This is a genomic window from Streptomyces sp. NPDC007095, assembly GCF_040634475.1.
In the GTDB taxonomy this organism is placed as follows: domain Bacteria; phylum Actinomycetota; class Actinomycetes; order Streptomycetales; family Streptomycetaceae; genus Streptomyces.
Genome location: NZ_JBEYFS010000030.1, coordinates 44,203 through 67,768, shown reverse-complemented (window position 1 = coordinate 67,768; position 23,566 = coordinate 44,203). Strand labels below are relative to the sequence as shown.

Here is a 23,566-nt window from a genome sequence, read left to right as displayed (position 1 = left end):
GGACGGCCTGGTCCCGCTGTCCTGCAACGAGATCCGGCGCCTGTTCATCACGGTCGTCGTGCAGCCTCGCCACGACATGGCCTACCGGCTCGGCCGGTCGCACTGGCGGCGGCTCCCTCAGCAGTGATCCCTCACCAGCCATTACCGGCGACAGGCCGCATCCCGGACATGAGTGCCTGCTTCCGATCCCAGGGGCGGCACTCGTCCGAGTCAGGAGCCGATGTGCTGCACCGGCGTCAACCCGCCCGCGCGACTCGTCCGGTCGGGCGGGCCGTCTCTCGTCCCGGGTTGGTCCGATTGGTCGGATCTGCCGGTGGGTCGCGCCGGGACGTTCCGGGCGGCGGCAGGGCCGAGGTTATGAATGCGTCACCTGACCATCCATGATCATCAACCTCAGGAGCCACACGATGCGCCCCATGAGAGCAGCCTGTCTCGGCACGGCCACTGCGCTGGTTGGCCTTCTCGCCTGCGCCCCTGTCGCGGCCGCCGCGACGGACACCGATTCCGCCCACACCGCGGGCGGAGACCGGGTCATCACACTCATCGGCCGGCTCGCGCAGCAGACGCGCTTCCCCGTCAACCCCGGCGGCGCCCCCGCCCAGGGCGATCGGACCGTCTTCCGCTCGGTCCTCTTCGACCAGTACGGCAACCAGGTCGGCGACACCGACGGTACCTGCACCACCACCCGGGTCGACAACGGCGGAGCGGAGGAGTGCGTCGTGACCTATAACCTGCCGGGCGGCCAGCTCTCCGTGCAGGGGATGGTCTTCGGCATTCTCAACCCGGGCCCTCCCTCTTCGTTCGACAACGGGATCACCGGCGGCACCGGGGAATTCGACCGGGCTCGTGGCTCGGTCCACGCCGACACGATCGCTCCGGGCACGAGGCGCTTCACGATCGACCTCGACCGCTGACCGCCCCTGCCCCCGCCCGGTGAGAAGGCCGGCCCGTCCACGGCACGGCCCACCGGCTCGACTGGTCCCACTGGCGACGCCGCCACCAGGCTCGATCCCAGGCCATCCACCATCAGCGACAAGCCGCCCAGCCAGGAAGACCGCGATCTACAGCTGGAGTACTGGCCTCGGGTTTTCACGAAACGCGCTGTCCAGCCAGTGAGCCTTTTCCAACCTCAGGCTGACGTGGCCGGGTGGAGGGGGCGAAGACGTGACGAGAGTAGCGGGAGTAGAGGTGACGTAGGACCGGTTGCAACCCAAGTGCGCCGATGTCCAGGACGGAAACAGACCTATTTGCTGCCTACCGTCGCCGCTGGCAATCAACATCAGCGAAAGAACCGCGATGATCGAGCAGACCAGCGCCACGCCGGAGGGCTACACCACCGTTGCGCCCTGGGTCGTCACCGACGGCACGGGGGCTTTCCTCGACTTCGTAGCCCAGGCGTTCGGGGGTGAGGAGCTCGGGCGGGTATCGACCGAGGACGGCGTGGTCGGTCACGGTCAGATCCGCGTTGGCGACACCGTGGTGTTGGCCTTCGACCGACGCACGGACTGGCCCACCATGCCGAGCCTGCTACGTGTGTTCGTCGCCGACGCGGAGGAGGCGTTCTCACAAGCTGTCGCAGATGGCGGCCACGTCCGTCACTTCCCTGGCCGACGACGCCTTCGGACAGCGCGGAGGGCGTATCAGGGACCCCTTCGGCAACATCTGGTGGGTGGTCAGCCGCGTTGAGGACGTCTCCGAGGACTGCATGTGGAAGAGGCTGCACCCCGTATACGCCGAGTCCATGCGCGTGGCTCAGGAGACGCTCGACGCCGAGCTCAGCGGTCGGCCCCACGGACGCAGCAGCGCGCCCGTCAAGACAACCGGCTGACTCATGATGTCGAGATTCGCATAGGCCAGACCGGGGTCCAGCCAAGGTAAAGCCAAAAGCCGCAACGGAGATGTCAGAGAGGGACCGTTCCCGGGACACGCCACAGGGGCGCCCGATCTTCATCCAGGGCACGTTGCTACCCCTCCGAGGGGCAACGAGGTCCACGGCGGGTCGTGCGGAGCAGCACGCCTCCCGCACCGGGCAAAAGCCCGAGGCTCTCGGGGAGGCGTGCGTACTCCTCGGGGTGGGGCTCAGCCCACCGCGTTCGCCCGCTCGGCCGCGCTCAGCGACGAGAGGGGTTCGGCGACAGACTTGGCGTGGACCGGGTTTGCGTGGGTGGCCGCAACGGGGTTCGCCTGAGTGGCGGCAACCGGGTTTGCGTGGGTGGCGGCAACCGGGTTTGCGTGGGTGGCGGCAACCGGGTCCGCGTGGGTGGCGGCAACCGGGTTTGCGTGGGTGGCGGCAACCGGGTTTGCGTGGGTGGCGGCAACCGGGTCCGCGTGGGTGGCGGCAACCGGGTCCGCCTGAGTGGCCGGGACCGGGTTCGCGTGAGTGGCCGGGGTCGCGGCGCTGGCGACGCTGACCATCCCCGCGGCGGCCAGAACGGTTCCGGCGGCCACGCTGAACATAGCGCGGCGGTTATGCGAGAACTTGCGGTGCTTCGACAACGGTGTGCCTCTTCCTCGGATCGCCGGACTCCCACCTGTGCGTGGAAGCCCTTTCGGGAGAGAGGTACGGAGTCGGGCGGTGGTCAGGTTGCACGGTGCGGCGGGAAAATTCTCCTGCCCGCACCGTGCAACCCCAGAGGGCCACTCCCCGTATGTATGACAGATGGAGTGGTGCGCAAGGGAGAGGCCGGCAAAGAGTGAGGGACACCGCCCGGGAACGAGAGTTCCGGGAATTTGCCGAGGCGCGGCAGGCGCAGCTCCGACGCAGCGCCTACCTGCTCTGCGGTGACTGGCACCAGGCACAGGACCTGACCCAGACGACTTTGATGAAGTTGTACGCGGCCTGGGGACGGGTCAGCCGGGACGGCAATGCGGATGCCTACGCTCGCACCATCCTCACCCGCACCTTCATCGACCAGTGGCGCAAGAGAGGTTGGCGTGAGGAGCCGGTGAGCGAGCCACCCGATCTTCCCTCGGGCGTGTCCGGCGCACCGGAGTTGCGATTGATGATGCAAGAAGCCCTGATGGAGCTGGCGCCCCGCTACCGAGCCGTGTTGGTCCTGCGATTCTGGGAGGACTGGTCCGTTGAGCAGACCGCGCACGCACTGCGGGTGAGTCCGGGAACGGTAAAGAGCCAAAGCGCCCGCGGGCTCGCCCGGCTGCGCGAGATCGTCGAAGGCTTTGACAGTGAAGGGACCAGGAGGTGAAACCGGCCATGAATGAGCACGAGAACGACGCTCTGCACGCCGCCTTCCAGGCAGTCCTCAGCGCCGATCCGGAGCCTACGCTACCCAGCGTTATCGACGCGGCCGTCGTCGGCGGCTTCCGGATCCGCCGCCGACGAGTTGCGCTCGCCACAGCCGGCGCACTGATCGTCGTAGCCTCCATGGCCGCCGTGGCCGTCAACCTGTCCTGGCTGGGCGGCGAACGGGCTCCGGTGCCCCTGGCCCCCGCCAGCACCGCCCACCCGACGCCGCACACACCCGAACCTGTTCGCACGGCAGCAGAGCCCCTTCCCTCCGGAGACTGACAGTCGCCGGGGCCGCCCCGGCATCAGGCTGTGGAGTCCAGGTAGATCCACACGGCCTCCGAGTTCCACTTCCGCACGCGACTGGGACCTGTACCAGTTGACCGCCACAGCCTCAAGATCATCTCCGTTGCGGCTTTTGGCCTCACCTTGGCTGGACTCCGGACCGGTGGTCAACGAGGACTTCCAGCCTGCTTCGGCAGTTTGCCAGTTGGCCTGACACAGGGGTGAAGATCCTGGTAAATGGGTTTTCGACCAAGAATTCAGTCTCTGCCAGAGGCTTCACATGCTCGTTTACCCGTCCGGGCTGGACGTGTCCAGTTCTGCCCTCCGGTTCCTCTCCGCCCGCCTGCGGGAACACCACCGTGGTCTAGGCACCCGATGGCGGCGCCTGAGCGCAGGTCGGCAGGCCCTGCTCGCCCTCGCCCATCTCCGCAACGGTCATCCGTATGCCCAGCTCGCGGCCGGGTTCGGCGTCGGCACCACCACTGCCTACCGCTACGTCACCGAGGCGGTTGAGATCCTGGCCGCCCTCGCCCCGACGCTCGCCGAGGTGGTTCGGGGGCGTCGATGAAGGCGTTCGTCCTACTGGACGGGACACTGCTGCCGATCGACCGGATCGCCGCCGACCGACCCTTCTATTCGGGCAAGCACAAGAAACACGGGATGAACGTGCAGGTGATCGCAGATCCTTCCGGCCGTCTGCTGTGGGCCTCGTCGGCTCTGCCCGGCGCCGTCCACGATATTCGTGCACCCCGCGAGCACGGCATCGTCGACGCTCTCGCCGAAGCCGGCGTCAACTGCTGGGCCGACAAGGGCTACCAGGGCGCCGGAGGCACTGTCCGTGTTCCTTACCGCGGCCGGTGGGAGACGCTTTCTACAGGGCAGCAGGCCGTCAACCGATCCCATGCGAAGATCCGCGCCCTCGTCGAGCAAGCCGTCGCCATCCTCAAGTCCTGGCGGCTACTCCGCAAACTCCGTTGCTCGACCACCCGCATAACGGTCCTCGTCCAAGCCGTCCTCTGTCTCCATCAGGCCAGCTCAGCCTGAGGATGGAAAACGCTCAGTGATCGAGAAAGCAGAAAGTGCCCCTGACCAGCAATGCCGGTGACTTAGCAGGTTTCCGCAGGTCACCGGCGACGTGGAGCGTTGATTTCGCCGGATCGGGCACTGTCCGGCACCCGGTGCGTCACCCCTTTGGAGTGGTTGCCGCGTGAAGCCCGGGACAGGACAACGGGGTTCCCCGTAGACAGAAGATCGACCAAGATTCAACTGTCCGTAGAGGGAACCCCGTTGGACGCTCAGTGTGCCATCTCCCATGCCCAGAACTCTGTGATTCCAGATGAGTACGAGAGCTTGGCCGGGCATCCCGTCTCGCCTGGCCTCCGCTTCGGTGAGCGCGTGCGTTTCGGGGTGCTCACCCATGAGATCACTCCCGAGACCGTGGATGAGGCCATCGAGCGGGCGGGCTGCAGGGAGAAGCGGCGGCGCTTGCTCCCTGCCCGCTCAACGATGTACTTCATCCTCGCGTTGTGCCTGTTCAGCAGTGCCGAGAGCGCCGCGCCGCCGGGTTACCGCGCGGTGCTGCGGACGCTGACGGAGAAGCTCCGCCACCTACTGGGCTGGGCCGTGCAGCACCTACCCTCGAGTTCGGCACTGACCCGCGCCCGGCAACGACCGGGCACCAAACCTCTGCAGATCCTCTTCGAGAGCGGGTGCGGCCACCTGGCCACCGCCGCCTCCGGCAGCTCCTTCGCATTCGGGCTCCGCCTGACGGCCTGGGACGGCACCGCACTGGACGTGCCCAACACCCCAGAAAACAGCAGAGCGTTCGGCCACACCGGCAGAACCGGGGTCAACCTGAGCTGGAATCCGCAGCTCCGGCTGATGGCCCTCATCGAGTGCGGCACACACGCGATCATCGACGCGGCCTTCGACGCCGTGGACACGTTCAGCGAGCACAAACTCGCCCGCCGCCTCCTGGCCTCACTCCAAGAAGGCACCCTGCTCCTGGCCGACCGGAACTTCGCCGGCCACGAGCTGTGGGGACTGGCCCGAGCCACCGGCGCCCACCTGGCCTGGCGCATCAAGAAGAACCTCGTCTTCGTTCCCCTGCGGGTTCTCCCCGACGGCTCCTATCTGACGATCATGCGGACCCCGCAGGACAACCTCCGCCATGGACACGCACGCGCCGACGGCCGCACACTTCCCGGCCGGCCCGATGGCCACCTGGTGCGGATCATCGACTACACCGTCACCGTCTGGTCCGTACACGCCGCTCCCCGCACCGAGACATTCCGCCTGGTCACCACCCTGCTCGACCACCGTCAGGCGCCCGCACGCCAACTGGCGCAGATCTATCACCAGCGCTGGGAGATCGAAAACAGCTATGCCGAGCTGAAGAACCGGCTCCGCGGCGTCGGGTTCATCCTCAGATCGAAGTCCCCCGACCTCGTCTGGCAGGAGACCTACGCCCTGCTCACCGTCTACCAGGCGATCTGCGCACTGAAGACACACACCGCCGAGCGCGCCGGCATCGATCCCGACCGGCTCTCCTTCACCGTCAGCGTGCAGCTCGCCAGGCTCACCATCGCCCACCAGGACGGGCTCGACGCAGCAGCCCTCAACACCTGCCGCCACGAGGTCACCGCAGAGCTCCTCGCGAACCTTCTGCCCACCCGCAGGGACCGCTGCTGCCACCGGGTGAAGAAGCCGATCAAGAACGCCTTCGAGGTGAAGAAACGCGGACCGGAACGCACCTCCGGCAACGTCCGATACACGGTCAGAGTCACCAAACACCCATCCTGACCTGCGGAAACCTGCTAAGTCACCGGCATTGCCCTGACCAGCGAGATGAGGATTGTTGAGGTCCTTGTTCCCGCCACTGCCGGAGCCACTTCCCAGGTGAAGAAGCGTATCGGGTCCTACCCGTGTGTCTGCGTCGAGGGCGGCGGCCGGGCTGTGGTCTCGCAGGCCGGGGCCGTGCTGCTGGTCGACATGGTCGGCAAGACCGGGCTGGATCAGGCGATATCGGCGGTGTTGTCGCCGTGGCGCAAACCCCGTGCCGTGCACGACCCGGGCAAAGTCCTGCTGGATGTGGCGCTCGCGGTCGCACTCGGCGGGGACTGTCTTGCGGACGTGGGAATGCTGCGGGCCGAACCGGACGTGTTCGGGCCGGTAGCCTCCGACCCGACCGTCTCCCGTCTCATCGACACCCTCGCCGCGGCTGGAGGTAAAGCCCTGGCGGCACTGGGCTCGGCACGCGCTGAAGTCCGTGAATATGTATGGAAGTTGGCCAGTGCCTCGGCGCCGGATGCCGGCGGACAGGTGGTCGTAGTCCTGGACGGAGTGCTCGTCCTGGCGCACTCCGACAAGCAGGACGCCGCTGCGACCTGGAAGAAGACGTTCGGGCACCACCCGTTGATGGGCTTCGTCGACCACGGAGCGGGTGGCAGCGGGGAGCCGGTCGCGGGCCTGCTGCGGCCGGGCAACGCGGGCAGCAACACCGCCGCCGACCACATCACCACCGCCGGGCTCGCGCTGGCCCAGCTGCCGAAGAAGAACCGGCGCGGACGCCAGACGCTGATCCGCTGCGATTCCGGCGGCGGCACCCATGAGTTCGTGGCCTGGTCAACTGCCCAGGACAGGCATCGAACGCCTCTGCCGGGCCCAGGAGGTCCCTCGGACATTCACTCAGAGGTGGAGTGGGTTTGAGCCAGTAGGCGCCTCTTGGCGTTTGGGACAGCCTTCCTGATCGGGGCGGCCGAGGGGGCTATTGACCCGAACCGGTGAAAGTGTGGTGTGCGCCCTCGTCATCGGGGACTCACACCATATGGCTGAGGAAGCATCCGCCACCCCGGGCTCGGGGCGGCGACGCAGTATGCGGGAGATCGACTCCACCCTTCGGGCCACGGCGACCGCGGCCGTTGGCGGCACACTCGTCATCTGGTGGCCCGCTTTCACACTGGGGGCGTACAACGCCGTCTTCTTCGACAATGTGCTGGCTCTCTGGGCAGTGGCCACCGCGGTGCTGCTCTCGGGCTTCCTTCTCCACAGCCGGGGTGCGCTGCCTTGGGGAGGTTGGGTCGCGCTGTCCCTTCCCTCGGTCTGGATTGTTCTGGCCATCGTGGCGCCGAGGGGCCACGGCTTCCCCTACCTTCACTACTTCGAAGTCCTCCTGACCCTCCTGGGCGCCCCGATGCTCACCTGGCTGCTCGCACGCACCCTGGTAGCCGATTACGAGGCGCTGCCTGTGTTCCAGCGCCTGGGTGCCGTTGCTGTCACGGTCTTTGTCGGGGTGCTGGCTTTTCTGCTGGGGAAGTTCAATTACCTGTTCATCACGTGCGCCGACTTCGACGTGAGCGGCAACAATGCCCCTGCCGGCTGCGCCCATGGTCCAGCGTTCCATCGGCGCTGACGATTGACGTCGGATGCGAAGCGCGGTGCGCCGTCATGCATGAGCCGTGACAGCTAATCGTGCAGATGTCGTGCGGCATGTCCCCTCTTGGGGTATTCCATCTCTCGACAATGGCGCGGTGACAGCAAAGGGACGTCGGGTGCCCAATGCGGTGCCCCTCCTAGGACAGGTATGGCGCTCTTCGTGGCACGGGCTGCTGGTGGCCGTCATCCTCGCGTTGCTGCAGCTGCTCCGTCGCGTGGCCTGGCCCCACGACGCGGTGCTCACCGTCAGCGACGACGGTACGCCTCGTGAAGCCGCTCCCGACGAGTCCGACGACACGTGGGTGCTGATCTACCGGGTGGACGCTCCGCTGTTCTTCGCCAATGCCAACCGCATCCACCACAGGCTCCTGACTCTGGCGGGGGCCTGGTCTCCCTATCCGCGGTACGTGGTGCTGGACACCGGAGCGGTGTTCCACGTGGACGCCACCGCGGCGCAGGTCCTGGCGCGGCTCAGCGCCGACCTGCGAGAGCACCACTGTGAGCTGGTACTCGCACACCCCCGGGGGGGACGGTCCTGGCCACACTGCGCGCCAACCCCTACGAAGACGGGGCTACTCGGCGTCTGCGCGTGTTTCCCACCGTACGGGAGGCGTATGCCGCGCTGCGGAAACCCTGACCACGTCTACTGTCATCCGCGGCGCGGCGCCGTGTCGTCGCTCACACCGGACACTTGCTGCCTCAGAATCGCGTGCAGTGCGGTCACGTTCCGTGTGGAGGCCGGATGACGTCTGACAGTGTGCGTTCCGCCTGCTGCAGCCCTTCTCGGCCAGTGGCGCCGGAAACCGAGTCGTCGGCCGGATCCGCGTGCTTGCCCGCCGGGAGGGGCGGCCCGGACAGGGAGGGCATGGTACGCCTGGAGACGGCGACTTTCCGGATGGGTTCCCAAGACGGGTGGACCGTTCCGGAAGACGGCGAAGGCCCGGTCCACGAGGTGACTCTGGCCTCCTACTGGATCGACCGGTGCGCCGTCTCCAACGCCGGCTTCGGCGCTTTCACGGCCGCCACCGGGTACATCACGGAGGCCGAGCGCTTCGGCTGGTCGTTCGTCTTCGCCGGGCTGCTGCCGCACGGTTTCCCTCATACGCGGGCAGTGGCCGAGGCCCCGTGGTGGCGGCAGGTGCACGGTGCCTGCTGGCGTCACCCCGAGGGGCCGGGCTCCGACCTCGACGACCGCGCCGACCATCCGGTGGTACACGTCTCCTGGAACGACGCCTCCGCGTATGCCTCCTGGGCCGGCAAGCGGCTGCCGACCGAGGCGGAGTGGGAGTGCGCGGCCCGCGGCGGCCTGGAGCAGGCCACGTTCCCCTGGGGAAGTGAGATGGAGCCGGGCGGCGAACGCCGGATGAACGTGTGGCAGGGCCGCTTCCCTGATCATCACACACGCCCGGACGGCTGGTACGGCACTGCCCCGGTGACCGCCTATCCACCCGGCGGGTACGGCCTGTACAACGCGTGCGGCAACGTGTGGGAGTGGTGCGCCGACTGGTACGCCCCGACCTACTACGCCCACAGCCCCCGCGAGAACCCGACCGGGCCCGGGTTCGGCACGGCCCGGGTGATCCGCGGCGGCTCGTATCTGTGCCACGCCTCCTACTGCCGCCGCTACCGGGTGGCCGCGCGCAGCTCCAGCACTCCGGACAGCAGCACCGGGCACCAGGGCTTTCGCTGTGCCGCGGACGCCGGACCCCTCGACGGGCGTTGAGGGCCCCGACGCCCGCGGCTGCTGTCAGTCGCGGTGGAACATGCCGATCAGCTCCTTCTCCACGTCGGCGAAGGCTTCCCCGCTGACGTCGACCACCACCTGACGGATCGTGCCGCCGAGGAACTCGAACGGCGGGCCGTAGTCGCTGGAGACCGGCTGGCTCGCGTCGCGACCGACCGCGAGCCCCTCTCCGACCAGGGAGAAGCTGCCGGGCTGGGTCTTGATGTCGGATTCGGCCACCTTGCGGTCGTCGACGTACAGGGCGAGCGTCCCGTGCGTACTGCCCTGCTGGTCACGTTCGCGTGCCTGGAACACCACGGAAAAGGTGTGGTCCCCGGCGCTGATCGGATCCGGTGAGCTGACCTTCTGCTCCATTCGGCCGAGCCAGTTGTAGACGTAGTGGACGTGTCCGTCCATCAGGTACAGGCTGTGGCCGCCGAAGCGCCCGCCGTGGGAGAAGAGCACCCCGCGGGCCTCGGGTGTGTCCAGGTGCGCTTCGGCGACGATGGTGTAGGACCGCCCGCGGATGTTGACGGCGGCGACCTCGGGGACGTCGGCGCAGCCGGGATAGTAGACGTATCGATCACGGGGCTTGGACAGCTGCGGCCGGGGCGTGTTCAGGATCTCCATGGGGCTGCGGTCGTCCAGCGGCAGCCCGTGGTACTTCTCCGCCTCACTCGACCACAGGCGCTTCAGCTCCTCGAGTTTCTCGGGGTGCTGTGCGGCCAGGTCCCGGTTCTCGGAGCGGTCCTCGCGCAGGTTGTACAGCTCCCAGACGTCCTGCTCGAAGTGGCTCCAGTCGGACGGCGCCGGTGGGTGCGCGGTCGCGGCGTGCCAGCCGTCGTGCCAGATGCCGCGCGTGCCGAGCATGGTGTAGAACTGCGTCTGCCGCGGGTCGGGCGCCTGCGCGTCCTCGAAGACCTTGCGGAAGCTGGCACCTTCGATCGGGCTCTGTTCGAAGCCCTTGACGACGGCCGGGGGCTGGATGCCCAGCAGGTCGTAGATCGTCGGGACGACGTCGATGGCGTGCACGTACTGGTGGCGGGTCTCACCTCGCTGCTTGATGCCCTTGGGCCAGGCGACGATCATCGGGTCGGCGATACCGCCCTCGTACGACACCCACCGCTTCCAGTACTTGAACGGGGCGTTGAACGCCCACGCCCACCCGCTCGGGTAGTGGTTGTAGGTCTTCGGGCTGCCCATCTCTTCCAGGTGACGCAGGTTCTCTTCGATGTCGTCGGGCACGCCGTTGAAGAAGTTCATCTCGTTCATCGACCCGTTCGGGCCGCCCTCGGCGCTGGCACCGTTGTCCGAGACCGCGACGATGATGGTGTTCTCCAGCTGCCCGGACTCTTCCAGATAGTCCAGCAGGCGGCCGATCTGCGCGTCGGTGTAGGAGACGAATCCGGCGAAGACCTCGGCCATCCGGGCGAACAAGCGCTTCTCGTCGTCGTTCAGCGACTCCCACGGGTGCACGAAGTCGGTGAGCGGCCACGGCTGTCCCTCGGGCCCGGTGGCCTCCGGCTCGCCGTGCGGGTTGATCGGGGTGAGCTCGGTACCCTCGGGCACGATGCCCGACTCGATCTGCCGCTGCAACGTCATACGGCGGTAGACCTCGTACCCGTCGTCGAACTTCCCCGCGTACCGGTCGGCCCACTCCTTGAAGATGTGGTGCGGCGCATGGCCCGCGCCGGGACAGAAGTACGTGAACCAGGGCTTCTCCGGGGCGATGACCTTGGCCTCCCGGATGAACTGGATGGCCCGGTCGGCCAGGTCCTTCGACAGGTGGTAGCCCTGCTCCGGGGTGGCCGGCGGTTCGACCGGGTGGTTGTCGTAGACCAGGTCGGGGTACCACTGGTCGGCCTCGCCGCCGAGGAAGCCGTAGAAGCGTTCGAAGCCGCGGCCGAGGGGCCAGTGCCGTTTCGAAGACGCCAAGTTGGCCTCGTCCGAGGGGACGAGGTGCCACTTGCCCAGGGCGTAGGTGTTCCAGCCGCGTTCGACGAGCACCTCGGCCAGACTCGCGTTCTCGAACGGGATCCGGCCGTTGGACCCTGGGAATCCGCTCGTCATCTCCGCCACGCAGGCCATGCCGTTGCTGGTGGCGTTCCGCCCCGTCAGCAGGGACGAACGGGTGGGGGAGCACAGCGCGGTGGTGTGGAAGTTGGTGAACTTCACCCCCATGCCGGCCAGCCGGCGCATCGCCGGTGCCTCCACCAGCCCTCCGAAAAGGTCGAAGGTGCCGAAGCCGATGTCGTCCCACACCAGGTACAGCACGTTCGGCGCACCGTCCGGGGCCTGCGGTTGTTTGTACGGATCCCAGTCCGGCACCGACTGCCGGATGTCCTCTTGGATCACGCCCTTGAAAGGGATGGCCATCCTCGATGTCTCCTTGGTTTCTCCCGGTGCCGCGCGGCGACGGCCTTGCCAGGGGAAACGTCCCCGCTCAGGTAGGGCAGGTAGACCATGCCGACATCAGGTCATCCCATCGGCTGCAGCCGCGATGTAGACCGTCCGGTACCGGGTGACGATGAACACGAAAGAAGAGCCCTCAACGAAAGAAGAGCCCTCAACGATCGTGCGCGCCCCTCTCGCACCGCCATCGGAAGGAGCCAGACTGGTGACCTACCAGCTCCGTCGCGAGGACCTCGGCTTTCTCGACCGTGCCCGCTTCCGGCGGACCTGCGTCCGGGAGCTGCGTGCTCCTGCTGACGCGATCTTCGAGCAGCTCGCCGAACGTCCGGAGAACTGGCCCCGTTGGTTCGCGCCCGCCAACGACGTCCACTTCGAGGGCCCACCCCCCTATGATGTCGGCTCGACACGCTGCTTCCGCCTCTACCGCGTCATCCGGGCTCGCGAACGGATCATCGCCTGGGCCCCGGGCCGGCGCTTCGCCTACTGCGTCTACGAAGCCAACGCGCCGGGCGTCTCGGCGTTGGTGGAACAGTGGACCTTGGCGTCCACGGCCGATACCGCCACCACGGTCACCTGGAACCTCGCCGTCGACTCCAACCCCTGCGTACACCAGCTCCTGAGAGCCGGCCGACGACACATCGACAAGCTTTTCCGGGAGGGGATGCAGCGTCTGGAGGTCTTGAGCCGCGACAGATGACGACCACGCGTCGGCACATAGCGGCGTGGTCTCATCAGCCTGGCGCTTTGCGCAGCAGGCTGTCCAAGAGCTGACCAGAAACGAGGAAACGAAAGTGCCCTTGACCTGCGACGATAGGACTTGCTGAGGGTCCTGTTGGCTGCAAGGAATAGAGCACTTTCCAGGTGAGAGAGCGTATCTCGTCGTACCCGCGTGTCCGTGTCCAGGGGGACGGCCGCCAGGTGGTCTCGCAGGCCGGTTCGGTCCTGCTGGTGGAGACGGTCCGCAAGGCCGGTCTTGACCAGGCGATATCCGCCGCGCCTGCTCCGTGGCGGAGGCCGCGGGTCGTCCACGGTCCGGGGAAGGTCGTCCTTGGCCTCGCCCTGGCGGTCGCGATGGGCGGGGACTGCCTGGCCGACGTGGGCATGCTGCGGACGGAGCCGGCCGTGTTCGGGCCGGTCGCCTCCGACCCGACGGTCTCCCGCCTGATCGACGTCCTCGCCTCCTCCGGCGACACCGGCCTTCGGGCGATCCGCGCCGCTCGGGCCGAAGTCCGCGACAGGGTCTGGCGGGTGGCGGGTGGCGGGTGGCGGGTGGCGGGTGGCGGGTGGCGGTTGGCGGGCCGGAAGGCGCCAGACGCGGACGGGACGGTGACCATCGACCTGGACGGGGTGCTGGTGATCGCGCACTCCGGCAAGCAGGACGCCGCCCCGACCTGGAAGCGGACCTACGGCCACCACCCGCTGATGGGGTTCGTCGACCATGGTTCGGGCGGCACCCGGGAACCCGTCGCGGCCCTGCTCAGGCCGGGGAACGCGGGGCGAACACCGCCTCCGACCACATCACCGCCGCCCGCCTGGCCCTCGCTCAACTACCGAAGAAGTACCGGTGCGGACGGCAGACCCCGATCCGCACCGACTCCGCGGGCGGCACCCACGACTTCGTCGCCTGGCTCGCCCAGCGCGGGCGCTGGCTGTCCTACTTCGTCGGCATGGTGATCACCGACGCGATCCACCAGCACGTGCGGAAGGTCCCGGCGTCGGCCTGGGCACCGGCCGTCGAGCCGGACGGCGAGATCCGGGACGGCGCCTGGGTTGCCGAACTCACCGGCGATGTTCTGGCCGGCTGGCCGAAGGGCATGCGGCTGATCGTTCGCAAGGAACGGCCACACCGGCCCAGTTGAGGCTCGCCGACACGGACGGCATGCGGCTGCCCTGCTTCGCCACCAACACCATTGCCCGACCGATCGCCGACCTCGAACTCCGTCACCGCCTGCGAGCCCGCGCGGAGGACCGCATCCGGGCCGCCCGTGCCACCGGGCTGCGGAACCTGCCCCTGCATTACGCCGCCCAGAACCGGGTCTGGCTCGAGATCGTCCAGATCGCGTTGGACCTGCTGGCCTGGATGCCCATGCTCGCCCTGGCCGGCAAGGCCAGGCTCTGGGAACCCCGCCGCCTGCGGCTCCACCTGTGCACCGCGACCGGGCAACTCGTCCCCACCGGGCGCCGGCGGATCCTCCGTCTCGCCCGGCACTGGCCCTGGACCAGCCACATCACCGCCGCCCTCGACCGGCTCGCCCAACTCCCGAATCCCGGCTGACCAGCAGCTTTCTATTGGCCCGGCAACTCCGTCGGCGGACCAACACGAAAGTTCGAGGCTAGGCCTGGGCGAACACCGGACGATGGAAAAAAGCATTGCGGGCCACTGCTGCCGGAATTCGCCAAAGCCCACGGCCGGCCCCCGATCCTGTATTCGTGGCTCACCCTGAAATTCGGGGCCGTGAGGTTCCGTCAAGTCGGTTGCGGGGAAAGCGAGGAGACGAAATGCTGGCAAGGAACAATGATTTCGGCAAATTCGGTGCTCGCGGCATCAGGGGCCACGGGGCCGTGGCCCGCAACTCGACGCGCTCGCAGGGTTCGTGGCCACCCCGGTCACCGCCCGGCGCGGCCTCCTCGCCCGGCTCCACTACCCTCACCCGCACGGAGCGTGCCCGCGCCGCGGCCCGGGAGGCCGGCCTGACGGTCACCGACCGGACGCTGAAGGCCTGGCTGGGCGGCAGGCGGAGTCCGTCCAGGAAGAACCTGCAGAACATCGGGAGCGCGTACCTGCAGGTGCGCCGGCACAATGTCGCGTGTTACCTGCCCGGCCGTCTCAACCGCGAAGGCCGCGGGACCCGCGTGGAGTTCCACCCGCTCAACCAGTCCCAGGTCGCCAGGCCCCACCACCGCGTCGTCGAGTTCCGCACCCTCAGCGTCCGTCACCGGGACCGCATCGCCGAGGCCTGGGCCGCCGACGACGGCCAGGCCCTCGGCGACGCCTGGATCAACGAGGCCGTCGTGGACCTCGGTTCCCAGCGGGGCCAGTACGAATACGTCACCACCATCGGCTTCGCGGCCTGACCCGCAGGGCCGCCTGCCGGACGGGTGACGTGCCGGGGCGCTACCGTATTCCCGCACCGAAGGATAAGAAACACATAAAATCCGGGTGCATGGCGGGGTGTTGCCAGGGAACACGCTGCTTCGGAGGTTGATAACTATGGTTCCCCTGCTTCTCGTTCTTCTGCTTGCCCTGGTTCTCTTCGGTGCCGGTTTCGCGCTGAAGGCTCTGTGGATCGTGGCCGTGATCGTGCTGGCTGTGTGGCTGCTCGGTTTCGTCATGCGTTCCGCCGGAACCGGCGGCGGCCGTGGCCGTTGGTACCGCTGGTAGGGAGCGGCAGTCCCACCCCGCAGTGCGGGCGGCCCCAGGCCTTGAGGTCTGGGGCCGCCCCGCACTCATGTGACTCTTGCGTGAAAATGCCGACGCCGATGCGCGGGTGGCGGGGGAGCGGGGCAGGAGAACGGTGCGGCCGGGAGGCCCGCTGTGCGCGCCCGGAACCGCGCACCTCCAACACGGCGGGCTTCCCGGGCGCACCCGGCCGCACGCCTCGGGCAGGCCGTGGATCCGCCGCCGCAGTGCCGTCGAGCGGTGCGTCAGCGAGGGGAAACAGTACCGCGCTGTCGCCACGCGGTAGCTGATGCCGGCCATTCCTGGGACCCGCGGACAAGGCAGCATGTCACGGTGCCGTTGAGAAGGTGTTTTCGGCCCAGCCGGCGAACGACGTCCAGCGCAGCTTTGGATGGGCGGCGTGCAGCGCCGGCAGGTCGACGCGGTAGCCGGGGCCACGCAGGAACGCCCACATCGCTCGCATGTCGTCGTTGTCGATCTCGTCGAGCTGCACTTCGTTGTGGCGAACGGTCCCACCGAGTGCCGCGCTCAACGCGGCTGCCATGTCATCGGGCGTGGGGGCGTCACCGGCGAGCTCGATGCGCTGTCCGGCAAACGCGTCGGGCGCGGCGAAGACGGCGGCGGTGAACTCGCCCAGATCGGGGCGTGCCAGTTGCTGCAGCGGACGGTCCGGCGGCAGAGGCAGATCGAGCACCCCCTGGCGGATCCGGTCCTCGCCGCCGAGGGCGTTGTCGAAGAAGTAGGTGGGCCCCAGGATCGTGTAGGGCACCTCGCCTGCCGCCAGTTCCCGCTCGATGACAGCCTTGGTCTCGAAGTGCGGTACACCGGTGTCCTGGTCGGCACCTGCCACGGAACTGAAGACCAGGTGTGGCACCCGAGCATGACGGGCGGCGGCGAGAATGGTCCGGCCCTGTGCGATCTCGGCGGCCGGTCCTGACTCGAAGGGCGTGGTCATCGCGAACACACCGGCCACGCCCCGCATGGCTGAGGCCAGGGACTCGCGGTCCATGAGATCTCCGCCCACCACCTCGACGTTGCGGGCGGCCAGACCCCGGGCCGAAGCGGATCGAGGGTTGCGGACCAGGCCACGGACGGCGGCGCCGCGGGACAGCAACGCGCTGACGACGGCGCCGCCCTGTCCCCCCGTCGCCCCGAGAACCAGCACCGACTGGTCGACATTCAAGAGGAAAGCTCCTTCCGATCGGCCCCGAAGGGCCCTCACCGCTGGCGGGACCGAGCCGCTGGATCACTTCTTGCGATGCGGACACACGGCTGTTCGTGGAGCATGCAAGCGTCCCGGTCCCGTTGCCGGTGAGGCGCGCCGGGTTGCCTGCCGACTTGCCTGATTCTTCGGCCGAGGGCAGCGTGGTCGGTATCGGCCGGCTGTCCTGGGAGGAGTGTGCTGTGGCCGCAATCTCCGATGGGGCGTCGCGGACGGTGTGGCCGCGGCTGCGCGTCGCCGACTGGACCGAGACCCGGGACACACTGCACATGTGGACCCAGATCGTCGGCAAGATCCGGCTGGCCCACGCGCCCCTGGTCAATCACTGGTGGCAGGTCACCTTCTATGTCAGCCCGCGCGGCCTCACCACGTCGGCGATCCCCTGCCGCTCAGGGGTCTTCGACATCGAGTTCGACTTCCTCGACCATCAGCTGCGTATCCGCAGCAGCGACGGCGCCGGCCGCAGCGTGGCCCTGGAGCCGAGGCCGGTGGCCGACTTCTACCGCGAGACGATGCAGGCCCTGAGCGAGCTGGGAATCGAGACAAAGATCCAGGCGTCTCCCAACGAGGTGGACCCGGCGATCCCCTTCGATGAAGACGACCGGCACACTTCCTACGACCCGAAGGCCGCGCAGCTCTTCTGGCGGCAGTTGCTGCAGGCCAACCGGGTGCTGGGGGAGTTCCGCTCGTACTTCGCCGGCAAGGTGAGCCCGGTGCACTTCTTCTGGGGCGCCATGGACCTGGCCTGCACGAGGTTCTCGGGACGGGCGGCGCCGCCGCATCCCGGCGGGGCCCCGAACTGCGGTGACTGGGTGATGGTGGAGGGCTACTCCCGCGAGTTGAGCAGCTGTGGTTTCTGGCCCGGCGGCGGTGAGGAGGGAGCCTTCTACTCGTATGCCTACCCCGAGCCGGGCGGCTTCGCCGGCCACCCGGTCACCCCGGCCGGCGCGTTCTACAACCCTGACTTCGGCCAGTTCCTTCTGCCGTACGAGGCGGTGCGCACTGCGGCCGACCCGGACCGGGCGCTGGCCGGCTTCCTGCACACGACCTACGAGGCTGCCGCGGAACACGGCGGCTGGGACCGGGCGGCCCTGGAAGAGGACCCGAACCGGTGGCGACAGCGCCGGTAGACGGACGGGCCACGGCGCGCTCGCGCCGGGCGGCGTCGTGACCGTACGGGCGGCGGTGGTGAAGCCGGGACACGTCCCGGCAGCGTGCCCAGGGTGCGGGCGTGTGTGGGGTGGGTGCATTCTCGGTATGCGACCGAACGGTTCGTACTCGCTGCTGTACTCCTGGCGGAGCCTGCGAGCCGAGACGCCCTTGAGGCTGTTGATCAGCTTGGAGAGCTGCACCTTGAGTGCAACTGGGGCGGATAGTGCACGAGAAGGTGCACATGGTCCTGTTCGCCGTTGCACTCCTTCAGTTCAGCGTCGAAGTCCGCGCACAGCTCCCGCACGGCTTCCTCGCACCTGGTGAGCATGGCGTCGGTGAAGATCCCGCGCCGGTGTTCGGTGACGAACACCAAGTGAACGTGAAGGTTGTTGACGACATGACGGCCGGTGCATACATCGGGATTTGGATTCCACCGCGGTGAGACAGATCAAAAGACATGGTGATCGCGTGACTACGGAATGCGTATGGGGGAAGCGGCAGTTCGGGCACCGTGCCCGGCTCGCGCTGACCCCTGCCCAGGTCCGGGTCATCGACGACCAGGCGCACGCGTCCCGCACCATGTGGAACCTGCTCCACGACTGGTGGACGATGTTGCCGAAACACAAGCGCTCCCTGGTGCGGGCGGACGCTGCGATCCGCCAGGCCCGCAAGGACCTCGACCGGCTCGCCGTCCTTCCCGCGCAGGCCGCCCAGGCGGTACTGAAGGCGTACTTCCAGGCGTGGAAGAACTGCTGGGACGGCCGCGCCGACGCGCCCCACTTCAAGTCCCGCATCCGCTCCGTCATGTCGGTGGACATCCCGCAGGGCCGGGACCTGAATATCGTCCGCGTGCACCGCCGCTGGGGCATGGTCAACCTCCCCAAGGTGGGCCGGGTCCGCTTCCGCTGGACCAAGGATCTGCCTGTGGGCAAGCGCGCCGCCAAGGACAGCCGGATCACCGGCGCACGGCTGGTGGAGGGTGCGCTGGGCTGGCACATCGCCTTCCGCGTCCAGATCCTCGAAGTCGAACCGGAACCTCACCAGGGGGCCGAGGTCGGCATCGACACCGGAGTGAACCTGCCCCTGGCCCTCTCCGACGGCAACCACTTCGACCACGCCCGCCCCGCCCGCCTCCCGGACAAAACTGCCGACCGCGACAGGTGGCTCAATCGCGAGGAGAAGGCCAGGCTCCGGTTCCTGGAGCAGCGCGCAGCGCACCGCAAAAGCTTCCGTAAGAAGCGCGAGCCCAGTTCGAACCGCCTGCGCAACACCTACGACCAGATCAAGCAGCTCCGCGCAACAGCCACGCGCCGAGCCGTTGACTGGCAGCACAAGACCACCACCCGCATCGCCGAGCAGCACACCACGGTGGTGGTCGAACAGCTCAACATCACGAACATGGTCAAGTCCGCCCGGGGCACCATCGAGGAGCCGGGGAAGAACGTCGCGCAGAAGGCCGGCCTGAACCGTTCCATCGGCCAAGAGGCATGGGGCCGCATGGGCACGATGCTGACGTACAAGCTCGCCCATCGCGGTGGCACCCTCCACAAGGTTCCCGCCCCCGGCACCTCTCTGCGCTGCTCGGCCTGCGGCTTCACCACGCCCGGCAGCCGGGAGGGCCAGGCCACGTTCGTGTGCAAGAACTCCGGCTGCGGCTTCGAGGCGAACGCTGACTGGAACGCGGCCCGGAACATCCTGCACTTGTACCGGATCGGCCATGTGGCGATCCCGGCTGCCGGAAGGTGCAGTCGTCAGGCGCGGAAACGCGTCAAGCCCACCACCGCAAGGTAGGTGGGAATCTCCCGGCTTCAGCCGGGAGAGCACTTCAATGCAAGAAAGACGGCCAGGCCTGCCAGCCTGCAGGCGGACCGCACCCGACCCGGTGGCCAATGACGGTCGCTGACAGCGGACAGCTGGGATTCATGAAGGACGCCGCGCTTTACACCGAAACCAACCCGGTCCAGGACTGCTGGTGAGCCCCGGGGCGGAGCTCAGGCCTTGACGGGATATGTGTCAGGGCAGGACTTGCCAGCTCATGCCGTCTCCTCCGCAGGAAGGCAGGACGAGTTCAGGCGTCCGGGCGGGCAGGCTGCCTGCTGCTGCCGGTGGCGGCCCGGGGGGCGGGCCACTGCGCCAGCGAGATCATCCCCATCACCCGGCGGATGAGATAGAGGGCCAGCGGCAGTTCGACACAGGCCGCGAGCACCGCCGACAGCCACACCCCCGAGGTGCCGAAAGCGAGCGACACGTCGAACCACGCGTCGCAGATCAACAGCACCGCCGTCGCGGTCGCCGACACGATCACAGCGCGGTGCCGCAGCCAGCCGAGGAGCGCCGTGGCCGCCATCGCGACCATGAGCAGGGCGTCGAATCCGACCCACGTCGCGCGCCACTGGCGGACCTCGTACACGGACGGCAGCGTCATCGCCAGCAGGACCGTCCACGGGACAAGACCGAGGGCGCAGACGGTGAGCAGCTCCAGTGTGTGGCGCCGGTGCCGTCGTATCCGCTCGGGCAGATCGGCCGCCGGTGCCGCGGCTGCTTCCTGAGTGCTGGCTTGGGCGTCGCTCACGTCGGCTGCTCCGTTCTTGTCTGTCCCGGACGGACAGCGGCGGGGGTGCTCCGCCGGCATCGGGCGGTCAGGTGCCCGGTGATGATCCAGCCCGGAGCTGCCAGGCTAGCCCGCACCCGGCCCGCCCCGGCTTCGGGCCCCTGATGTGCCGTACGCCCGCAGGGGAGCTGCCGTCGTCCGTCAAGTCCCGAGTTCTCCTGTCACGTATTCCAGGGGCAAGACTGATGTTGCGCGAAGTCTTGACGCGCCCCGCCCCGTTGCGTAGATATGACTGCGCAGTCATGACAGCGCAGTCACATCGGGCTGGGACCACGATTCGGCTGCCGAAGATCGGGAGACACCATGACACCAGGGGCAGGACGCGGCGCGGGAGCCGCGCCGCGCAGTGTGGATGTGGCGCGCCTGGCGGGCGTGTCGCAGAAGACGGTGTCCCGGGTCATGAACGACGAGCCGTACGTCTCCGACGACGTGCGCCGCCGCGTCCTGGCGGCGGCCGAGGAACTCGGCTACCGCTCGAACAACGCGGCCCGCGCCCTGGCCTCCGGACGCACCCGGTCCATCGGTGTGGTGACGCTCGGCACAGCCCTGTACGGTCCGGCCTCGCTGCTCATGGGCATCGAGCGTGCCGTGCGGGACACCGGCTACGCACTGCGCGTGGTCAACACCATGGAAGGCGAGAGGGCGGGCATCGCCGGGGCCGTGGACTCGCTCCTGGACCAGGGCGTGGACGGCATCGTCATCTCCGAGCCGATCGACGAGGCGGACGGCGCGGATCTCTCCGCACGGGTCGACGTGCCGGTCCTCGTCCTCGGCGCACCCCCGCCCATCACCGCCTCCAACGTGGTGACGGCCGGCATCGTCTCCAGCCAGATGGCACGGGCGGCCACCGAACACCTGCTGGAGCTGGGCCACGCCACCGTCCACCACCTGGCGGGTCCACAGCGCTGGTACTCGGCCCGGGACCGTCTCGACGGATGGCGCGAGGCACTCGCCGCGCACGGCCGGGCTGAGCCGCCGGTCGCCGAGGGCGACTGGTCGGCCGCCTCCGGCTACGCGGCCGGCCGTGAACTTCTCGCCGACCCCGGTGTGACCGCGGTGTTCGCCGCCAACGACGACATGGCCATCGGCCTGATCCGCGCGCTGACGGAAGCCGGCCGACGCGTGCCGCAGGACGTCAGCGTGGTCGGCTTCGACGACATCCCGGTCGCCGCCTACGTGACCCCGCCGCTGACCACGGTGCGTCAGCCGTTCGACGCCATGGCGCAGGACGGCCTGAAGCTCCTTGTGCACGCCATCGAGAACCCGCAGGCACCCCCGCTGCCGATGACCGACCCACCGGTCGAACTCGTCGTCCGCTCCTCCTCCGCACCCCCGCCGCCCCGCAAGGGGCCGGGCCGCACGCGGGCCGCACGCTCCCCGCGCACCTGAGTCCCCCTCACCGACGGAGGCCCGCCCACACCAGAGCCACCCCATCGCTTCCGGCGTTCTCTCCACCCGGTTCGTTCCAGCTCAGCTTCACCGCAGTACTCACAGCCGCTGCCCGGGCCTCGATCAGGACCCGCACGGGCCGCCGTTGCCGCTCGCGCCCTCCCCGGCGCGACCCCTGACAGGCCCGCCCTCCCGGCCCCGCCCGTCACGCCACACAGCGCCTGACACCACCTGAAACCAGCTTCAGCACGCCGTCGCCCGGTGTGCCGGTCCCCAACACCCTTCTGCGGGAGTTCACCATGTCCGGACCCTTCTCCAGCTCCTTCCCGTCATCCCTGAGCCGTCGGGGCTTCCTCGCCGCCACGGGCGCGCTGTCGCTGGCCGCCACGCTGTCCGCCTGCGGCGGCGACGGCGGCTCCACCGCCGGTTCCTCCGCCAAGCCGGTCGGCCAGGCCGACATCGACAAGGCCATGAAGACCCCGACCCAGCTGACGTTCTGGACCTGGGTCCCGAACATCGACAAGGAGGTCGCGCTCTTCGAGAAGAAGTACCCGGCCGTCAAGGTCAAGGTCGTCAACGCCGGTCAGGGCACACCGGAGTACACCAAGCTGCGCACCGCGCTCAAGGCGGGCAGCGGAGCCCCGGACATGGTGCAGATCGAGTACCAGGCCATCCCGACGTTCACCATCACCGACAGCCTGCTGGACCTCCGCCCCTACGGCGCCTCCGCGCTCAAGTCCACGTTCGTCGACTGGACCTGGGGCCAGGTCTCCGGCAGCGGCGGCGAGATCTGGGCCATCCCGCAGGACACCGGCCCGATGGGCATGCTCTACCGCAAGGACATCTTCGACCAGCACGGCATCGAAGTCCCCGCCACCTGGGACGAGTTCGCCGCCGCCGCGCGCAAACTCCACAAGGCCGACCCCGACATCTACCTCACCAACCTCGCCGCCAACCAGGTCGCCGCCTGGCACGGCCTGCTCTGGCAGGCGGGCGCCAAGCCGTACGTGACCGCCGGCAAGAGCGACATCACCGTCAGCGTCGACGACACGGTCTCCCAAAAACTCGGCCAGTACTGGGGCACCCTCGCCAAGGAGGGCGTGATCGGCGTCGAGCCGGACTTCACCGACTCCTGGTACGCCGCCCTCAACAAGGGCAAGTACGCCACCTGGCTCACCGGCGCCTGGGGCCCGGCCTTCCTGTCCGGCTCCGCCAAGGCCACCGCCGGCAAGTGGCGCGCGGCCCCGCTGCCGCAGTGGGACGCCGCCAAGCCCAGCGCGGGCAACTGGGGCGGCTCCACCACCGCGGTCATCCGCTCCACCAAGAACCCCGTCCAGGCGGCGGTGTTCGCGCAGTTCCTCAACAGCGACCCCGCCAGCGCCAAGATGTTCGCCACCGAACAGTTCTTCTTCCCGGCGACCAAGGCCCTGCTCGCCGACGCGAGTTTCCTCGGGGACACGCCCGCCTTCTACGGCGGCCAGAAGGTCAACCAGGTCTTCGCGGACATCAGCACCCAGGTCAACCCCTCCTTCCAGTGGCCGCCGTTCCTCGACCGGGTCGCCACGGACTGGACCGAGACCGTCGGCAAGTCCCTCGCCGACAAGACGGACACCGTCCGCGCGCTCGGTTCCTGGCAGTCGCGCATCACGACCTTCGCCAAGAGCCAGGGCTTCACGGTCAAGGGAGGCTGAGAC

At 68.4% G+C, this 23,566-nt stretch carries 17 protein-coding genes and 6 pseudogenes; 18 read left to right on the top strand and 5 right to left on the bottom strand.

Going from position 1 to position 23,566, the window contains the following annotated elements; genetic code table 11:
* Positions 1 to 416 precede the first annotated feature (416 nt).
* Positions 417 to 914 carry a hypothetical protein gene (locus ABZ656_RS13355; protein WP_360267491.1) on the top strand — a complete coding sequence of 166 codons (498 nt, stop codon included), beginning with the start codon at positions 417 to 419 and terminating at the stop codon, positions 912 to 914.
* Between the two features lie 382 nt (positions 915 to 1,296).
* Positions 1,297 to 1,828, top strand: a pseudogene (locus ABZ656_RS13350) (VOC family protein).
* A 251-nt stretch (positions 1,829 to 2,079) separates the two neighbouring features.
* Here the strand turns inward: ABZ656_RS13350 and ABZ656_RS13345 are convergent.
* Positions 2,080 to 2,496, bottom strand: a complete 417-nt coding sequence (locus ABZ656_RS13345) for a hypothetical protein (protein ID WP_360267488.1) — start codon at positions 2,494 to 2,496, stop codon at positions 2,080 to 2,082.
* A gap of 197 nt (positions 2,497 to 2,693) precedes the next feature.
* Between ABZ656_RS13345 and ABZ656_RS13340 the strand changes: the two genes are divergently transcribed.
* The 8 genes and pseudogenes from ABZ656_RS13340 to ABZ656_RS13305 all read left to right on the top strand — a co-directional run bounded on the left by ABZ656_RS13340 (position 2,694) and on the right by ABZ656_RS13305 (position 9,686).
* Complete coding sequence (locus ABZ656_RS13340) at positions 2,694 to 3,203, top strand: SigE family RNA polymerase sigma factor (protein WP_180362331.1); 510 nt, start codon at positions 2,694 to 2,696, stop codon at positions 3,201 to 3,203.
* Between the two features lie 8 nt (positions 3,204 to 3,211).
* On the top strand, positions 3,212 to 3,526 hold the full coding sequence (locus ABZ656_RS13335) for a hypothetical protein (RefSeq protein WP_360267485.1): 315 nt from the start codon (positions 3,212 to 3,214) through the stop codon (positions 3,524 to 3,526).
* A 283-nt stretch (positions 3,527 to 3,809) separates the two neighbouring features.
* Positions 3,810 to 4,573: pseudogene (locus tag ABZ656_RS13330) on the top strand (IS5 family transposase).
* Positions 4,574 to 4,879: 306 nt separating this feature from the next.
* Positions 4,880 to 6,331 carry an IS4 family transposase gene (locus tag ABZ656_RS13325; RefSeq protein WP_360267482.1) on the top strand — a complete coding sequence of 484 codons (1,452 nt, stop codon included), beginning with the start codon at positions 4,880 to 4,882 and terminating at the stop codon, positions 6,329 to 6,331.
* Positions 6,332 to 6,427: 96 nt separating this feature from the next.
* Positions 6,428 to 7,153, top strand: a pseudogene (locus tag ABZ656_RS13320) (transposase); the annotation flags it as partial.
* Positions 7,154 to 7,355: 202 nt separating this feature from the next.
* Positions 7,356 to 7,940: a hypothetical protein gene (locus ABZ656_RS13315; RefSeq protein WP_143677289.1), complete on the top strand. Its 585-nt coding sequence runs from the start codon at positions 7,356 to 7,358 to the stop codon at positions 7,938 to 7,940.
* Between the two features lie 139 nt (positions 7,941 to 8,079).
* A complete protein-coding gene (locus tag ABZ656_RS13310; protein ID WP_360267479.1) occupies positions 8,080 to 8,709 on the top strand; it encodes a sodium-independent anion transporter in 630 nt (209 codons plus the stop codon).
* A gap of 119 nt (positions 8,710 to 8,828) precedes the next feature.
* Positions 8,829 to 9,686 carry a formylglycine-generating enzyme family protein gene (locus ABZ656_RS13305; protein WP_218978038.1) on the top strand — a complete coding sequence of 286 codons (858 nt, stop codon included), beginning with the start codon at positions 8,829 to 8,831 and terminating at the stop codon, positions 9,684 to 9,686.
* A 24-nt stretch (positions 9,687 to 9,710) separates the two neighbouring features.
* Here the strand turns inward: ABZ656_RS13305 and ABZ656_RS13300 are convergent, their stop codons facing one another.
* Positions 9,711 to 12,062, bottom strand: a complete 2,352-nt coding sequence (locus tag ABZ656_RS13300; protein ID WP_101403527.1) for a sulfatase-like hydrolase/transferase — start codon at positions 12,060 to 12,062, stop codon at positions 9,711 to 9,713.
* 241 nt (positions 12,063 to 12,303) lie between these two features.
* Between ABZ656_RS13300 and ABZ656_RS13295 the strand changes: the two genes are divergently transcribed.
* The 4 genes and pseudogenes from ABZ656_RS13295 (at position 12,304) to ABZ656_RS13280 (ending at position 15,480) form a co-directional block, all read left to right on the top strand.
* Positions 12,304 to 12,795: an SRPBCC family protein gene (locus ABZ656_RS13295; protein WP_180362333.1), complete on the top strand. Its 492-nt coding sequence runs from the start codon at positions 12,304 to 12,306 to the stop codon at positions 12,793 to 12,795.
* A gap of 164 nt (positions 12,796 to 12,959) precedes the next feature.
* Positions 12,960 to 14,373 (top strand): annotated as a pseudogene (locus ABZ656_RS13290) (IS1380 family transposase).
* A gap of 224 nt (positions 14,374 to 14,597) precedes the next feature.
* Positions 14,598 to 15,173 (top strand): annotated as a pseudogene (locus ABZ656_RS13285) (transcriptional regulator).
* Positions 15,174 to 15,309: 136 nt separating this feature from the next.
* Positions 15,310 to 15,480: a hypothetical protein gene (locus ABZ656_RS13280; protein ID WP_037652668.1), complete on the top strand. Its 171-nt coding sequence runs from the start codon at positions 15,310 to 15,312 to the stop codon at positions 15,478 to 15,480.
* Between the two features lie 346 nt (positions 15,481 to 15,826).
* On the opposite strand, the gene ABZ656_RS13275 is transcribed toward ABZ656_RS13280, so the two are convergent.
* Positions 15,827 to 16,681 (bottom strand): NmrA/HSCARG family protein, encoded by an 855-nt coding sequence (locus tag ABZ656_RS13275; protein WP_101403529.1) that lies wholly within the window; start codon positions 16,679 to 16,681, stop codon positions 15,827 to 15,829.
* Positions 16,682 to 16,902: 221 nt separating this feature from the next.
* Between ABZ656_RS13275 and ABZ656_RS13270 the strand changes: the two genes are divergently transcribed.
* A complete protein-coding gene (locus tag ABZ656_RS13270) occupies positions 16,903 to 17,850 on the top strand; it encodes a DUF5996 family protein (RefSeq protein ID WP_101403530.1) in 948 nt (315 codons plus the stop codon).
* 153 nt (positions 17,851 to 18,003) lie between these two features.
* Here the strand turns inward: ABZ656_RS13270 and tnpA are convergent.
* Positions 18,004 to 18,245: pseudogene (gene tnpA, locus ABZ656_RS13265) on the bottom strand (IS200/IS605 family transposase); the annotation flags it as partial.
* A 95-nt stretch (positions 18,246 to 18,340) separates the two neighbouring features.
* On the opposite strand from tnpA, the gene ABZ656_RS13260 reads away from it, so the two are divergent.
* Positions 18,341 to 19,663, top strand: coding sequence for an RNA-guided endonuclease TnpB family protein (locus ABZ656_RS13260; protein WP_101403531.1), 1,323 nt, complete (start codon positions 18,341 to 18,343; stop codon positions 19,661 to 19,663).
* A gap of 277 nt (positions 19,664 to 19,940) precedes the next feature.
* Here ABZ656_RS13260 and ABZ656_RS13255 read toward each other — a convergent pair whose 3' ends face one another.
* The gene (locus ABZ656_RS13255; RefSeq protein ID WP_101403533.1) at positions 19,941 to 20,444 is read right to left on the bottom strand and encodes a hypothetical protein; all 504 of its coding nucleotides are present in this window, start codon (positions 20,442 to 20,444) and stop codon (positions 19,941 to 19,943) included.
* 342 nt (positions 20,445 to 20,786) lie between these two features.
* Here ABZ656_RS13255 and ABZ656_RS13250 point away from each other — a divergent pair, with 342 nt between their 5' ends.
* Together ABZ656_RS13250 and ABZ656_RS13245 are read left to right on the top strand one after the other, a co-directional pair.
* Complete coding sequence (locus tag ABZ656_RS13250; RefSeq protein WP_180362334.1) at positions 20,787 to 21,872, top strand: LacI family DNA-binding transcriptional regulator; 1,086 nt, start codon at positions 20,787 to 20,789, stop codon at positions 21,870 to 21,872.
* Between the two features lie 299 nt (positions 21,873 to 22,171).
* Entirely contained in the window at positions 22,172 to 23,563 is a 1,392-nt protein-coding gene (locus ABZ656_RS13245) for an extracellular solute-binding protein (RefSeq protein WP_360267470.1), read from the top strand.
* Positions 23,564 to 23,566: the final 3 nt, after the last annotated feature.